Annotated in this window: 11 protein-coding genes; 7 read left to right on the top strand and 4 right to left on the bottom strand. The window is 62.4% G+C overall.

What is annotated here, in order from left to right; translation table 11 throughout:
• The first annotated feature begins 291 nt into the window (after nt 1–291).
• From ACEN84_RS20760 to ACEN84_RS20745, 4 genes are all read left to right on the top strand, one after another.
• On the top strand, nt 292–1473 hold the full coding sequence (locus ACEN84_RS20760) for an efflux RND transporter periplasmic adaptor subunit (RefSeq protein ID WP_413709762.1): 1182 nt from the start codon (nt 292–294) through the stop codon (nt 1471–1473).
• Nucleotides 1470–4622 carry an efflux RND transporter permease subunit gene (locus tag ACEN84_RS20755; protein WP_413709761.1) on the top strand — a complete coding sequence of 1051 codons (3153 nt, stop codon included), beginning with the start codon at nt 1470–1472 and terminating at the stop codon, nt 4620–4622. Before ACEN84_RS20760 ends, ACEN84_RS20755 begins: the two co-directional genes overlap by 4 nt.
• A 266-nt stretch (nt 4623–4888) precedes the next feature.
• Entirely contained in the window at nt 4889–5887 is a 999-nt protein-coding gene (locus tag ACEN84_RS20750; RefSeq protein WP_130278017.1) for a flagellin, read from the top strand.
• Nucleotides 5888–6093: 206 nt separating this feature from the next.
• Nucleotides 6094–6759, top strand: a complete 666-nt coding sequence (locus tag ACEN84_RS20745; protein ID WP_112715407.1) for an OmpA family protein — start codon at nt 6094–6096, stop codon at nt 6757–6759.
• 53 nt (nt 6760–6812) lie between these two features.
• Here the strand turns inward: ACEN84_RS20745 and ACEN84_RS20740 are convergent, their stop codons facing one another.
• On the bottom strand, nt 6813–7220 hold the full coding sequence (locus ACEN84_RS20740) for a DUF2000 family protein (RefSeq protein WP_413709760.1): 408 nt from the start codon (nt 7218–7220) through the stop codon (nt 6813–6815).
• Nucleotides 7221–7250: 30 nt separating this feature from the next.
• Between ACEN84_RS20740 and ACEN84_RS20735 the strand changes: the two genes are divergently transcribed.
• Nucleotides 7251–8138: an AraC family transcriptional regulator gene (locus ACEN84_RS20735; protein ID WP_413709759.1), complete on the top strand. Its 888-nt coding sequence runs from the start codon at nt 7251–7253 to the stop codon at nt 8136–8138.
• On the opposite strand, the gene ACEN84_RS20730 is transcribed toward ACEN84_RS20735, so the two are convergent.
• From ACEN84_RS20730 to ACEN84_RS20720, 3 genes are all read right to left on the bottom strand, one after another.
• Nucleotides 8098–9195 carry an AbrB family transcriptional regulator gene (locus tag ACEN84_RS20730; RefSeq protein ID WP_413709758.1) on the bottom strand — a complete coding sequence of 366 codons (1098 nt, stop codon included), beginning with the start codon at nt 9193–9195 and terminating at the stop codon, nt 8098–8100. The genes ACEN84_RS20735 and ACEN84_RS20730 overlap by 41 nt on opposite strands.
• 188 nt (nt 9196–9383) lie before the next feature.
• A complete protein-coding gene (locus ACEN84_RS20725; protein WP_413709757.1) occupies nt 9384–9632 on the bottom strand; it encodes a DUF6719 family protein in 249 nt (82 codons plus the stop codon).
• Nucleotides 9633–9717: 85 nt separating this feature from the next.
• The gene (locus ACEN84_RS20720) at nt 9718–10620 is read right to left on the bottom strand and encodes a LysR family transcriptional regulator (protein ID WP_413709756.1); all 903 of its coding nucleotides are present in this window, start codon (nt 10618–10620) and stop codon (nt 9718–9720) included.
• A gap of 91 nt (nt 10621–10711) precedes the next feature.
• Between ACEN84_RS20720 and ACEN84_RS20715 the strand changes: the two genes are divergently transcribed.
• Both ACEN84_RS20715 and ACEN84_RS20710 read left to right on the top strand, forming a co-directional pair.
• The gene (locus ACEN84_RS20715) at nt 10712–11746 is read left to right on the top strand and encodes an aldo/keto reductase (protein ID WP_413709755.1); all 1035 of its coding nucleotides are present in this window, start codon (nt 10712–10714) and stop codon (nt 11744–11746) included.
• 139 nt (nt 11747–11885) lie between these two features.
• Nucleotides 11886–13298 (top strand): FAD-binding oxidoreductase, encoded by a 1413-nt coding sequence (locus ACEN84_RS20710; RefSeq protein ID WP_413709754.1) that lies wholly within the window; start codon nt 11886–11888, stop codon nt 13296–13298.
• The last annotated feature ends 52 nt before the right edge of the window (nt 13299–13350 follow it).

Here is a 13350-nt window from a genome sequence, read left to right as displayed (position 1 = left end):
GTCCTCCGGATACGGGGGATTGAGAGAAATCTGCGTCTTCTACTGCGCTTTTCTGGCATCGCTAAAGAAGCGGGCCGTAAAATTCTTCAAAAAGCTGCGCTTCTCAAGCAAAAGTGACTTGCATCGCCACTTTCCCGACCTCGTCCAGATTACAATTCTGTAATGACGGATGGATACGCTTGAAGCCGGTTTGTAAAGGGGTGATATTGCCGCAGTCAGGCGGGAATCTTTGCCCCAGTACGCCTCTTTCGACCGACCCTGGTCCAACCTCGAGTCCCTCTGGAGACGTGAATGGCTTTTTGGAAGCAGTTTGTTCTTTCTATAGTTGTTATTGTTGCCGGTTTCGCCGGATGGATATTTTTTGCGCCCGGTGCGGCGGATAGTTTGAAAAATGCCGGGGTTCCCGAGAGCCTCGTTTCCAGGATTGCGCCGTCTGCGAAGACGGCTGATGCGACGGCTCCTGCTGCAGAGGGCGGCAATCGCCGCAATGGCGGCGGACGCGGCGGCAATGGCGCGGTTCTCGTCGTCACGCAGGATGTCGTCCAGGGTGTCGTCAACGACCGGCTGAGCGCCATCGGCACCGGTGATGCCATCCGCTCGGTTGCGGTCACGCCGCAGGCGACCGGAACGATCCGCGAGATCCTCATCAAGTCGGGCGACAAGGTGACGGCCGGTCAGGTGATCGCCAAGCTCGACAGCGAAGAGCAGGTGATTGCCAAGGGGCAGGCCGAGGTGGCGCTGAAGGCGGCACTCGAGAAGTCCAACCTCTATCACAACATCAAATCCAGCGTGTCGCGCATGGATGTGTTCGATGCCGAGATCGCGGAGCAGGGCGCACGCCTGCAGCTGCAGGCCGCCGATCTCAATCTGACGCGCCGCGATATCACCGCACCGATCGACGGTATCGTCGGCATCGTTCCGGTCAATATTGGCGACAATGTCACGACCACGACGCCGATCGTCACGCTCGACGACCGCAGCGAGATCCTCGTCGATTTCTGGGTGCCGGAGCGATTTGCCAATACGGTTTCCGTCGGCCAGCCGGTCGAGGCGACGTCAGTTGCGCGCCCTGGCCAGGTGTTTTCGGGTGAGGTGGAAGCGGTCGACAACCGCATCGATTCCGCCAGCCGTACGCTGCGCATCCGCGCCCGTATCGATAACGCGTCGGACGAGCTGCGCGCCGGCATGTCCTTCAATGTCGGCATGAAATTCCCGGGTGACAAATATCCGGCGGTCAATCCGTTGGCGGTGCAGTGGGATTCGCAGGGTTCGTTCGTCTGGCAGGCGCTCGACAACAAGTCGCACAAGGTGCGCGTCAGCATCGTGCAGCGCAATCCGGATTACGTTCTCGTCAAGGCCGATATCAAGGATGGCGACGCGATCATCACCCAGGGCCTGCAGCGTATCCGCGAAGGCGGGGCAGTGCGGACGGCCAATGAGGTTGCTTCCAATAACGGAGTGGCGACCCAATGAGCGTGACCGAGATCCACGACCGCGCCTCCGGCAAGCAGAGTTTCACCGCTCTCTTCGTGCGTCGGCCCATTCTGGCGCTGGTCTTCAACACATTGATGGTGGTTGCCGGCCTTGCCGCCTATGTCGGCATCGAGGTGCGCGAACTGCCTGACGTTGATCGCCCTGTCGTCACCGTGCGCACCACCTTCGACGGTGCGTCGCCGCAGACGATCGACCAGGAGCTGACAAAGGTGATCGAAGGCGCGGTTGCCCGCGTCAGCGGCCTGAAGTCCATCTCCTCGCAATCGCAGTTCGGCCAGAGCCGCGTGACGCTGGAATTCTCCGATTCCGTCGATCTTGCTGTTGCCGCAAACGACGTGCGCGATGCGATCGGCCGGATCACGCAGAACCTGCCTGACGACGCCGACGCACCACAGATCGTCAAGGCGGACTCGGATTCGCAGGCGATCATGCGTCTGGCTGTCACCTCCAGCAATCTCAATATGGACGACCTGACGCTGCTCGTCGAAAACGAGATCGTCGACCGCCTGGCATCCGTCGATGGCGTTGCCGATGTCGAGGAATATGGCGATCAGGAAAAGGTCTTCCGCGTCGATGTCGATCAGAGCGCGCTGGCAAGCCGCGGGCTGACGATCGGCGACCTGACGCAGGCGCTCAGCAATGCGGCGCTCGATGTGCCCGCGGGATCACTGAAGAGCACGACGCAGGATATCGTGGTGCGCGCCACCGCCAACCTGCAGAAGCCCGAGGATTTCCAGAATGTCATCCTGCAGGACCGTGTTCGCCTCGGTGACGTCGCGACCGTGACGCTCGGCCCGCGGGATGGAGAAACGGCGCTGCGCTCCAATGGCAATCCTGGCATCGGTCTCGGCATCATCCGCCAGGCGCAGTCGAACACGCTGAATATCTCGGCGGGCGTCCATGCCGCCGTCGAGCAGCTGTCGAAGACGCTGCCCGAGGGCACCAAAATCGCGATCACCAGCGACGATGCGGTGTTCATCCAAGGTGCGATCCATGAGGTCGAGCTGGCACTTATCCTCGCCGCCGTGATCGTCACCGCCGTCATCTATCTCTTCCTGCGGGACTGGCGGGCGACGCTGATCCCGGCGGTTAGCATGCCGGTGGCGCTGATCGGCACGCTGGCGGCGATCTACATGGTCGGCTTCTCGATCAATATCCTGACGCTGCTCGCCATCGTGCTGGCGACCGGCCTTGTCGTCGACGACGCGATCGTCGTGCTCGAAAACATCGTGCGGCGAAGGGCCGAGGGCATGGGGCCGCGTGCGGCCGCGGTGCTCGGCACCCGCGAAGTGTTCTTCGCCGTCATCGCAACGACGGCGACGCTCGCTGCCGTGTTCATCCCGCTCTCTTTCCTGCCCGGTCAGGTCGGCGGTCTGTTCCGTGAATTCGGCTTCGTGCTGGCCTTCTCGGTGGGGCTATCCTCGCTCGTGGCTTTGACGCTTTGTCCGATGCTCGCATCGCGCATGCTGACAAAGCCGATGCGTGAGGATCACGGGGCGCTCGGTCGCTTCGGCAACCTGTTTGCCACCGCCTATAAGTGGGGGCTGCAGCGCTGCCTCAATGCACCGCTCGTCGTCATCATCGTTTCGCTGCTGTTCGGGGGCGCTGCACTGCTCGCCTTCTCGACGGTCAAGAGCGAACTGACGCCGAACGAAGACCGCGCCATGGTGATGATGCGCCTGACCTCGCCGCAGGGCTCCAGCCTTGAATATACGCGCGACAAGATGCAGCTCGTCGAAGAGTATCTGCAGCCGCTGGTCAATAGCGGCGACATCCAGAACGTCTTCTCGATCTCGGGACAGGGTGGCCAGGCAAATAGCGGCTTCATGGTGCTGACGCTGGCGCCGTGGGGCGAGCGTGAGCGGACCCAGGCGGAGATCGTCCAGGATATCAACCGGGCGGCCTCGCGTGTTCCGGCGCTGCGCGGCAACGCGATCTCCTCGAACAGCCTGCGCATCCGCGGGGCCGGCAACGGCCTGCAGATGGCGCTGATCGGCAACAATTACGAAGATCTGACGGCCGCGGCGCTGAAGCTGGTCCAGGCGCTTGACGCCACCGGCCAGTTCGACACGCCGCGTCTGACCAATGAGCCGACGCAGGCGCAGGTTTCGGTGTCGATCGACCGCGAACGGGCTTCCGATCTCGGCATCGATATCACCGGTCTTTCGACGGCGATTCAGTCGCTGCTGGAAGGGCGCTCGGTGGTCGATGTCTTCGTCGACGGTGAATCCTATCCCGTGCTGCTGACCTCGACGACCCGGCCGATCGACGATCCGACCGATCTCGAAAACGTCTTCCTGAAAACGGGGGACGGCAAGATCGTGCCGATGTCGGTCATCGCTTCGCTGAAGGAAGGATCGGTTGCGCCGCAGCTGAACCGTGAATCACAGCTGGCCTCAGTGGCAATCACCGCCGGTCTCAAGGACGGCATGTCGCTCGGCGATGCGGTGCATCAGGTGACACAGCTTGCAGAGCCGCTGCTGCCCTCAGGCGCCCGGCTGCTGCCGCTCGCCGAAGCTGCGACGCTGGAAGAGAATTCCAGCGGCATGGCGCTGACCTTCGGCTTCGCCATCGTCATCATCTTCCTGGTGCTGGCGGCACAGTTCGAAAGCGTGCTGTCGTCGCTGATCATCATGTCGACGGTGCCGCTCGGCCTTGCCTGCGCGGTGTTTGCGCTGATCATCACCGGGTCGAGCCTCAACATCTACAGCCAGATCGGTCTCGTGCTGCTTGTCGGCGTCATGGCGAAGAACGGCATTCTGATCGTCGAGTTCGCAAACCAGCTGCGTGACCACGGCGTCGAGGTGCGCGAAGCCATCGAGCGGGCCTGCGAGCTTCGCCTGCGCCCGGTGATGATGACGATGATCGCGACCATTCTTGGGGGCGTTCCGCTGGTCTTTGCCCATGGCGCCGGCGCCGAAGCCCGCGTGGCGCTCGGTTGGGTGATTGTCGGCGGTCTCGGGTTTGCGACGTTGGTGACGCTGTTCATCACGCCCGTCGCCTACCTGCTGATTGCCCGCTTCGCCAAGCCGCATGCCCATGAAGAGGCCCGGCTGCACGAGGAAATGTCGCATGCGACGCGGCCAAAAGCGGTGCCGGATGCGGAGCAGCTGCAGGCTGCCGAATAAGCGTTTTCGCTATATTTTCACGAGACGCCGCCGGATTTCCGGCGGCGTTTTTTATGGTCAACGAAGAATTGTAAAACAGCGTGAATCACTTCTGAAAGTTAGCCGTTTTTTAAGTATAAACGGCAATGATCGCGCCGTGACCGATCAATGCCTCCAGCGTTTTTGGAGGTGCTTTTCTTCCGCTGATCCCAGCGCCCGAACATGACGTTTCGCGGACCCGGTCATGTTAGTTAGTTGCGTATAGTTGTGTTCGGAGTTCGAGTTCTGTGAGTATCTTTCAACGCACATCGGTTGATGCGGCGCTGCATATTTTGCGCGACACCAACCGTAGTTTGACCACAACGCAAAATCATGTCTCCACCGGTCTTCGTGTCGCCAAGGCGCAGGATAACGGTGCCTATTGGGCGATCGCCACCACCGTTCGCACCGATAACAAGGCGAACGGCGCGATCCAGGATGCACTCGGCATCGCGGCGGCGACGATGGGCGTTGCCTATACGGCCGTTTCCAGCGCCATCGAGATCGTCTCCACCATCAAATCCAAGCTGGTGGCGGCAACCGAAGAGGGCGTCGACAAGACCAAGATCAATGACGAGATTACCCAGCTCAAGTCGCAGCTGCGTTCGGTGTCCGAAGCCGCGAGCTTCAACGGCGACAACTGGGTGCAGCTGACCGACGAGGACGATCCGACGAAGCCGAAGGAGATCCCGGCGGCCTTCATTCGCGGCGACGACGGTTCGGTCAAGGTCTCGACACTCACCTATCATATCGACGTTCCCTCGACCGGTGTCACGACCTCTGCCGACGCGCGCTACATGGTCGATGACCGCGCCGGCGGCACCGGCGAATATGGTGCGTTGACGACTGATCACTACGCGACCGAACTCGGCGCTGCGCAGAACTATGTGATGATCTTCAGCAAGGAAGGCGATACGACCGGCCAGGTCGAGATCGGTCTCGATGCCAATACGTCAGCCGACGATCTCAAGGACATGATCAGCGTCACCGATGCGGCCCTGAAGCAGATGACCACCGTCGGTTCGTCCTTCGGTGCACTGGAAAAGCGCATCGACCTGCAGAACGACTTCGCCAAATCGCTGACGGATTCCTATACATCCGGTATCGGCCGCCTGGTCGATGCCGACATGGAGGAGGAGAGCGGCCGGCTGGCGGCGCTGCAGACGCAGCGGCAGCTCGGCATCCAGTCACTGCAGATCGCCAATGCGAGCTACAACACCATCACGCAGCTCTTCCAGAATATCTGATCGCTGTTCTCCAAAACGAATCGCCCGGGCTCTCCCGGGCGTTTTCGCGTTTGCGGATCGCCGCAAAGCTGGTGATATCCGGGCACAGTCTGCCGCACGCCGTGTGCATTTGCCGGATTTTACGGTATCGGATGTGCACGTTTCATCTTGTTGCCGCATTCCTTAATATTTGCTCGGGTCAGCTTCGAACGGAGAGCCTTCTGCCAATGATCAAGAAATTCATAGTCCTGGCGCTTGCCGCCACCTATCTGAGCGCCTGCACGACGACCGATCCCTATACAGGCGAGCAGAAGATGTCGAACACGGCAGGCGGTGCGATGCTTGGCGCCGTTGGCGGCGCTCTGGCGGGTGCTGCTCTCGGCGGACGCGGCCATGGTGCGCGCAACGCTGCCCTGATCGGCGCCGGTATCGGCGCGCTCGCCGGCGGCGCGATCGGCAACTACATGGACCAGCAGGAAGCCGAGCTTCGCCAGCAGCTCGAAGGCACCGGCATTTCCGTTACCCGCAACGGCGACAACATCATCCTCAACATGCCGTCGAACATTACCTTCGACGTCGACCAGGATGCGGTGAAGCCGGGCTTCTATCAGACGCTGAATTCCGTCGCGATCGTGCTGCGCAAGTTCAACCGCACGCTCATCGACGTCAACGGCCATACGGACTCGACAGGCAGCCTGCAGCATAACCAGGATCTCTCGCAGCGCCGCGCCCTGTCGGTTGCCGATTATCTCGGCGGCCAGGGTATCGACCAGCGCCGCGTCTCGGCCGTCGGCTTCGGCCCGTCGCAGCCGATTGCCTCCAACGCAACGGAAGCAGGGCGCTCGCAGAACCGCCGCGTCGAAATTCAGATCGCTCCGGTTACCCAGGGCTGATCCATCTTCCATTTGCATAAGAAGCGGCCGGGCCAATGCCCGGCCGTTTTCGTTCAGGCATGCATCCTGGCGCCCTTGGTGATCTTGTCGACGATCTTCTTGTCGGCGCGCATGGCGATGCCGACGACCTTGGCATCGTCTGGGGCAAATTGCGCGAAGACCTCGCGGTTGGCGGCATCGTGGCCGGTCGCAAACATTTCCTCGATGAAAATCGACGTAGCGATGCCGCGCTCCAGCGAGCGGCGGTGAACGGCGGCGATGGTCGCGTCGTCGGCCGAAAGGACGATGATCGGCTGGATCGAGAGGGCGTTGTAGAGATTGCCCGCCTTGTCCTTGTAGGCCTCGCCGATGATATCGGGATTCTGCCCGGCGATGCCGCTCATCAGGAAGGCTGTGACATTCAGCGTCTGCCAGGAGGCAAGATTGTTTCGCAGGACGATCGCAATTTTGGTATCAAACATTCCAGGTCTCTTCGTGAGTGCGAGGTGGCATTGAGCCAGGATGTAAATTCAACCCTCTTCCAGGGTCTTGAACGTTTGTGCGCGCCATCGGGCGCGGACGGCATCCTGACTGCGCCTGCCTTTCCGGGCATCGAGCGCATCGAGGCGCAATTCTCCGGCAATGCCTTCGAGCCGCACCGCCACGACACCTATGCAATCGGCGTGACGCTAAAGGGCGTACAGACTTTCAGCTATCGCGGTGAGAAGCGTTTCAGCATGCCCGGCCAGGTGATCGTGCTGCATCCCGACGAGGAGCATGACGGCGGGGCGGGCACCGAGGACGGGCTGCAATACCGGATGCTCTATATCGAGCCGGCGCTGGTCGCCGAATGTCTGGATGCGGAGAAGATGGGGTTGCCCTTCGTCGGCGAGCCCGTGTTCGGCGATGCGGCGCTTGCCAATGTGCTGCTTGGGGCGCTCAGCGATCTCGATGGCGAGCTCGACGGTCTGTTCGTCGACGATTTCCTCACGGAGGTGGCGGGCGGTCTGGCAAGGCGGGCGAGTGCACCGGTGAAACCGATCGGCAAGCTTGCCTGGCGGCAGGCGCGCAAGGCGCGTGACTATCTCGAGGCGCATGCGACGCGCGCCGTTCATTCGGAAGAGCTGGAAGTTGTGACCGGTCTCGACCGTTTCACGCTGTCACGGCATTTCCGCGCGGCCTTTGCCACCAGTCCGCACCGCTATCTGCTGATGCGGCGGCTGCAGCAGGCAAGGGCGCTGATCATCGAAGGCGAGAAGCTGCCCGAGATCGCCTTTGCGACCGGCTTTGCCGACCAGAGCCATTTCAACCGGCATTTCAAGAAAGCCTACGGCATGACGCCCGGGCAGTGGGCGGCGCTCAGACGCGGCTCATCGCCAGGCCGCTCTTCCTGGCGATGAAACGGGCGAGCATCGGGCCGGTCAGCAGGATGACCAGGAAGCGCCCGACCTGCATCGCCATGACGAAGGGCATGTCGACATCGCTCGATGCGGCGATGATAGCGACCGAATCGGCGCCGCCGGGGCTGGTTGCCAGATAGGCCGTCAGCGGATCGACGCCGGCAAGCTTGTGGAGCGCAAAGGCCATCAGGCCGCAGATCGACATTAGCGTCAGGATCGAGGCCGCGACGCGGGGCAGGGCGCGGGCGGCGTGCGCCATTATACCCGGCGTGAAGCGCAGGCCGATGCTCCAGCCGATCAGGGCATAACTGATGGCAAGCAGCCAGAGCGGCAGCTCGATCGTCAAAAGACCCAGTCCCTGCAGCGTCGAGCCGATGATCAGCGGCAGGATGATCGTGCCGCCCTGGATGCGCAAGCGCGCGGCGCCATAGGCGCAGAGGCCGGTCAGCGCGATCGTTGCGGTAAAGGCCGGCCAGTCGACCGGCGGAAAGAAGATCAGCGGCGGCGGTTCTGCGCCCTCGGCGCTGGTCCAGAGGGTTGAGACGACAGAGGCGGCGACGGCGACGAAGACGACGCGCAGGTATTGCATGAAGGCGACGAGGCGGGCATCGGCGCCGTAGCTCTCGGACATGATGGTCATCGCCGCGGCGGCGCCGGGGGAGGAACCCCAGACGGCAGTGGTGCCCGGCAGCACCTGCAGTTTGGTCAGCACGTAACCAAGCAGGCCGGCAGCCGCGATGATCGCGAAGATCAGCGACAGGAAGAGTAGGGCATCATCGGCCATGGTCTTGACGATGTCGACGGTGATGGCGCGTGCCATCAGGAAGCCGACCAGCGCCTGCCCGAAGAGCAGCGGCCAGCGGGGCACGCGCAGCTGCGTCTTCGATGCCGTCAGCGCCACGACGATCGCCGCGACCATCGGCCCGATCAGCAGCGATGCCGGCAGGCCGAGCATTTCCAGGCCGAGAACCAGGATGACGGAGAGAGCAAGCAGGATTGCCCATCGGGGCATACTCGCCTTCGAAGGTAGGAAGCTGGCAAGGGCTTTGAACGGCATCAACGATATCTTCTTTGCCGATCGGCAGGCACCGCCAGAGCGGTCGAAGGATGATTATCGGCGTGACTTCTGGACCGGCGGGGATGCCGGAGGCGCAGTGCGGATATATTTGTCAGCCTGCCGCAGGGTCAACTGCGAAATGTGGCACTGCGCGCCGCCAGGGTCTTGCGGCGCTGGATCCGATCCGGTCACTTATGAACGCATTTTTTGCTGATATTGTTGTTTCGTTTCGCCTTGGTGAACTTCGCGATCATCCCGGCAGGGCAGGTCTTGTCGTCGTAAAGGACCGGCTCACCCGGCGTCATCGTGGCTGCCGTGGGCTTGGTCGTCACCGTCTTGATCTCGGCGCTTGCCGGCGATGTCAGCATCGCGAGAACCGCGCCTGTCGATGACAGGACGGTCATGCCCTTCAATTTCGGATAGGTCTTGGCCTGCATCTCTATGTCCCTCCGTTGCCGGGGAGGAAGACAACATGGCTTTGCGGCCTCTGCCAATTCGCCTTTTCGAGCTAACCGGCAGTTCTCATAGCTTGGCGTGAGTAGCCAGGAAATCGAGGAGGGCGCGCACGCGGGCCGGAAGCGGGCCGCCCTGGCCGAGATAGACGGCGTAAAAGTCCTCGATATCGCCGGGATTGAAGTCTTCCATGACGACGGCAAGTCTCCCAGCCGTAATATCTTCCCGTAAGGTGAAGTCGGCGAGCCGGGCCAGCCCAGCGCCGGCAACCGCCAGATGGCGCATGGCCTCACCGTCGCTGACCTGCACCCCCGGTGTGACCGGCACGTTGACCGCTTCGGCGCCATCCTGAAGCGGCCAGCCCTGGATGGCGCGGGAATAGGAAAAGCCGATGCGGCAGTGGTTTTCGAGATCGGCGATGGATTTCGGCACGCCATGCGTCGCGAGATAGCTGGGAGCGCCGACGATGAGCTTGCGGGCGCCGCCGAGCTTGCGGGCGATCAGGCTGGAGCTCTTCAGCGGACCGGCGCGGATCGCCACATCGGCCCGCTCTTCCATGAGATCGACGATCTTGTCGGTCAGGGTAATGTCGAGGGTGATGCCGGGATGTTCGGCCAGGAACTGCGGCACGAGCGGCGCCAGGATGTGATTGCCGAAGGAGCCGCTGGTATTGATACGGATCGGCCCGGTCGCCTGTTCGCCTGACGATGCATAGCGCTCGGCCTCTGAAATATCGGCGAGGATCGAGACGCTGCGCTGGTAGAAAGCCGACCCTTCCGGTGTCAGCTGCAGCTTGCGGGTGGAGCGGTTGACGAGGCGGGTGCCGAGCCTTGCCTCAAGGCGGGTAATCAGCTTGCTCACCGCCGAAGGCGTCATCTTGCAGGCCGTCGCGGCCGCCGAAAAGCCGCCGAGCTCGACGGCGCGGACGAAGACTTCCATTTCGCCGGAGCGATTGATGTCCTGCCTGCTCATGATGAATTCAAATCACAAATGAGTTTCTTCGAGGCAATCTATATCAGCGTAATTTGAGTGTCTATCTTCTGGAGACAACAGGAGAAAGACTATGGACTATCGAAATCTCGGCCGGTCAGGCCTGCGTGTGCCCGTTCTGAGCTTCGGCGCCGGCACCTTCGGCGGCTCCGGCCCGCTGTTCGGCGCCTGGGGCAATACGGATGCCGCGGAAGCCCGCCGTCTCGTCGACATCTGCCTGGAGGCCGGCGTCAATCTGTTCGACACGGCGGACGTCTATTCGGCGGGTGCCTCCGAGGAGGTGCTGGGTCAGGCGATCCGCGGCAAGCGCGATCAGGTGCTGATCTCGACCAAGACGGCTCTTCCCGTCGGCGACGGTCCGGCCGATTGGGGCGCCTCGCGCTCGCGGCTGATCCGTTCGGTCGACGCGGCGCTGCGCCGTCTCGGCACGGATTACATCGATCTCCTGCAGCTGCACGCCTTCGATGCCTCGACGCCGGTCGAGGAGGTTCTGTCGACGCTTGACGGACTGATTGCAGCGGGCAAGCTGCGCTATACCGGTGTCTCGAACTTCGCCGGGTGGGAGCTGATGAAGTCGCTTGCCGCGGCCGATGCGAACGGACATCCGCGCTATGTCGCCCATCAGGTCTACTATTCACTCGCCGGCCGCGACTACGAGTGGGAGCTGATGCCGCTCGGCGCCGATCAGGGTGTCGGTGCTCTGGTCTGGAGCCCGCTTGCCTGGGGCAGACTGACCGGCAAGATCCGCCGCGGCCAGCCGCTGCCCGAGGGTAGCCGCCTGCACCAGACGGCGGAGTTCGGGCCGCCTGTCGACGACGAGAAGCTCTATGCGATCGTCGATGTGCTGATGGAAATCGCCGAAGAGACCGGTAGGACAGTGCCGCAGATCGCCATCAACTGGCTCACCAGCCGCCCCACAGTCTCGAGCGTCATCATTGGCGCCCGCAACGAAGAACAGCTGCGCCAGAACCTCGGCGCGGTGGGCTGGTCGCTGACGACGGAGCAGATCAAGCGGCTGGATGCGGTGAGCGCCGTGACCGCGCCCTATCCCTATTTCCCCTATCGCCGCCAGGAGGGTTTTGCCCGGCTGAACCCGCCTCTGGTCTGACGATCGCGCGGCGGGCGGCCTTATCCGAAAGGCTGCCCGCAGCTCACCCCGATTGCGCGCAATCTTGACTGGACATGTCATTCCACTTGTCCCATACCAGCCTGCCTGTCGATGGTAGAACGTATTGGAGATCAACGGGATGGCTCTCAAGGATGCGAAGGCTGGATTGCGCAATGAGGCAGGGATTTCTGCCGTTCTGGGCATCCTGAAGCAGAGTTTCGGCGAGCGGTTCCAGACCGGCGAATCCTTCCGCGCGCAGCACGCCCATACGACCACCTATATTCCGGCGCAGCTGCCCGACGGCGTGCTGTTTGCCGAGACGGCGGATGACGTCAAAGCCGCGGTCAGGGTTTGCGCCGAGCACAAGGTTCCCGTCATCGGCTTCGGCACGGGCTCGTCGCTCGAAGGCCAGGTCAATGCGCCCTCCGGCGGCATTTCCATCGATTTCAGCCGGATGAACCGCGTTCTCGAAGTCAATGCCGAGGATCTCGACTGCACTGTCGAGCCTGGCATCACCCGCGAGGAGCTCAACGTTTACCTCCGCGATACCGGCCTGTTCTTCCCGATCGATCCCGGCGCCAACGCCTCGATCGGCGGCATGGCCTCGACGCGCGCTTCGGGCACCAATGCGGTGCGCTACGGCACGATGAAGGACAACGTGTTGTCCGTTACCGCGGTGACCGCCAATGGCGAGGAGATCCGCACCGCGCGGCGCGCTCGCAAATCCTCGGCCGGATACGACATGACGCGGCTCTTCGTCGGCTCGGAGGGCACGCTCGGCATCCTCACGTCGGTGACGCTGAGGTTGCAGGGGATCCCGCAGAAGATCGGCGGCGGTGTGTGCCCGTTCCCGACCATCAAGGCGGCCTGCGATGCCGTCATCATGACCATCCAGATGGGCATCCCGGTCGCCCGCATCGAGCTTCTCGACGCGCTACAGATCAAGTGCTGCAACGCCTATTCGAACCTCAGCTACCAGGAGACGCCGACGCTCTTCCTCGAATTCCACGGCACGGACGAGACGGTCGCGCTGCAATCGCAACAGTTTGCCGAAATCGCCGCAGAATGCGGAGGCGGGGAGTTTGTCTGGACCGTCAATGCCGAGGAGCGCGCCAAGCTCTGGAAGGCCCGCCACAACGCCTATTGGGCCTCGCGGGCGCTGGCGCCCGAGCTTGCCGCACTTTCGACGGATGTTTGTGTTCCTATCTCCCGGCTGGCGGATTGCATCACGGAGACGCAGGCGGATATCGAGGCGCACGGCTTGCTGGCGATGATCGTCGGGCATGCGGGCGACGGGAACTTCCATGTCCTGGTGTTGTTCGACGACAAGACCGCGGAAGGTGTTGCCGGCGTCGAGAATTTCGTCTCGCGGCTCAATGCACGTGCGCTGGCAATGGATGGAACATGCACCGGGGAACACGGGATCGGACAAGGCAAGATGTCGTTTCTTCAAGAGGAGCTCGGCGGCACCGTCGATCTGATGCGCCAGGTCAAGCGCTCGCTCGATCCGGACAACATCTTCAACCCGGGCAAGATTTTTCACCTCGGCTGAAAACGGAATAATCTCATGATCTTCGGCCTTGCTACCGGCATGAATAACAGTA

The organism is Rhizobium sp. Rhizsp82 (assembly GCF_047325115.1).
Lineage (GTDB): Bacteria > Pseudomonadota > Alphaproteobacteria > Rhizobiales > Rhizobiaceae > Rhizobium.
This window is presented reverse-complemented; position numbering and strand designations above follow the sequence as displayed.

Excerpts from the sequence above, each read along its gene's own strand:
- ACEN84_RS20755 (WP_413709761.1), top strand. The coding sequence starts at position 1,470 with ATGAGCGTGACCGAGATCCACGACCGCGCCTCCGGCAAGCAGAGTTTC.
- ACEN84_RS20745 (WP_112715407.1), top strand. The coding sequence starts at position 6,094 with ATGATCAAGAAATTCATAGTCCTGGCGCTTGCCGCCACCTATCTGAGC.
- ACEN84_RS20740 (WP_413709760.1), bottom strand. The coding sequence starts at position 7,220 with ATGTTTGATACCAAAATTGCGATCGTCCTGCGAAACAATCTTGCCTCC.
- ACEN84_RS20715 (WP_413709755.1), top strand. The coding sequence starts at position 10,712 with ATGGACTATCGAAATCTCGGCCGGTCAGGCCTGCGTGTGCCCGTTCTG.
- ACEN84_RS20720 (WP_413709756.1), bottom strand. The coding sequence starts at position 10,620 with ATGAGCAGGCAGGACATCAATCGCTCCGGCGAAATGGAAGTCTTCGTC.
- ACEN84_RS20730 (WP_413709758.1), bottom strand. The coding sequence starts at position 9,195 with ATGCCGTTCAAAGCCCTTGCCAGCTTCCTACCTTCGAAGGCGAGTATG.
- ACEN84_RS20725 (WP_413709757.1), bottom strand. The coding sequence starts at position 9,632 with ATGCAGGCCAAGACCTATCCGAAATTGAAGGGCATGACCGTCCTGTCA.
- ACEN84_RS20710 (WP_413709754.1), top strand. The coding sequence starts at position 11,886 with ATGGCTCTCAAGGATGCGAAGGCTGGATTGCGCAATGAGGCAGGGATT.
- ACEN84_RS20760 (WP_413709762.1), top strand. The coding sequence starts at position 292 with ATGGCTTTTTGGAAGCAGTTTGTTCTTTCTATAGTTGTTATTGTTGCC.